The sequence below is a fragment of the Mixta sp. BE291 genome, assembly GCF_031457955.1.
GTDB lineage: Bacteria > Pseudomonadota > Gammaproteobacteria > Enterobacterales > Enterobacteriaceae > Mixta.
In genome coordinates this window covers 1-1,058 of the sequence record NZ_JAVDXN010000019.1, presented here as the reverse complement: position 1 = coordinate 1,058, position 1,058 = coordinate 1, and the positions used below count along the sequence as shown (strand labels likewise).

Annotated in this window: 1 rRNA gene; it reads right to left on the bottom strand. The window is 54.5% G+C overall.

Annotated features, from left to right (window positions below):
- A 23S ribosomal RNA gene (locus tag J2X14_RS20955) occupies nucleotides 1-1,058 on the bottom strand; the annotation flags it as partial.

The window sequence follows — 1,058 nt, the reverse complement described above, 5'->3', positions numbered from 1 at the left end:
TTCGTGTTTGCACAGTGCTGTGTTTTTAATAAACAGTTGCAGCCAGCTGGTATCTTCGACTGGCTTCGGCTCGGGGAGCAAGTCCCTCCACCTACGTGCCAGCGTGCCTTCTCCCGAAGTTACGGCACCATTTTGCCTAGTTCCTTCACCCGAGTTCTCTCAAGCGCCTTGGTATTCTCTACCTGACCACCTGTGTCGGTTTGGGGTACGATTTCGTGTTACCTGATGCTTAGAGGCTTTTCCTGGAAGCAGGGCATTTGTTGCTTCAGCACCGTAGTGCCTCGTCATCACGCCTCAGCCTTAACTTTCCGGATTTGCCTGGAAAGTCAGCCTACACGCTTAAACCGGGACAACCGTCGCCCGGCCAACATAGCCTTCTCCGTCCCCCCTTCGCAGTAACACCAAGTACGGGAATATTAACCCGTTTCCCATCGACTACGCCTTTCGGCCTCGCCTTAGGGGTCGACTCACCCTGCCCCGATTAACGTTGGACAGGAACCCTTGGTCTTCCGGCGAGCGGGCTTTTCACCCGCTTTATCGTTACTTATGTCAGCATTCGCACTTCTGATACCTCCAGCAGCCCTCACAGGCCACCTTCAACGGCTTACAGAACGCTCCCCTACCCAACAACATATAATGTCGCTGCCGCAGCTTCGGTGCATGGTTTAGCCCCGTTACATCTTCCGCGCAGGCCGACTCGACCAGTGAGCTATTACGCTTTCTTTAAATGATGGCTGCTTCTAAGCCAACATCCTGGCTGTCTGGGCCTTCCCACATCGTTTCCCACTTAACCATGACTTTGGGACCTTAGCTGGCGGTCTGGGTTGTTTCCCTCTTCACGACGGACGTTAGCACCCGCCGTGTGTCTCCCGTGATAACATTCTCCGGTATTCGCAGTTTGCATCGGGTTGGTAAGCCGGGATGGCCCCCTAGCCGAAACAGTGCTCTACCCCCGGAGATGAGTTCACGAGGCGCTACCTAAATAGCTTTCGGGGAGAACCAGCTATCTCCCGGTTTGATTGGCCTTTCACCCCCAGCCACAGGTCATCCGCTAATTT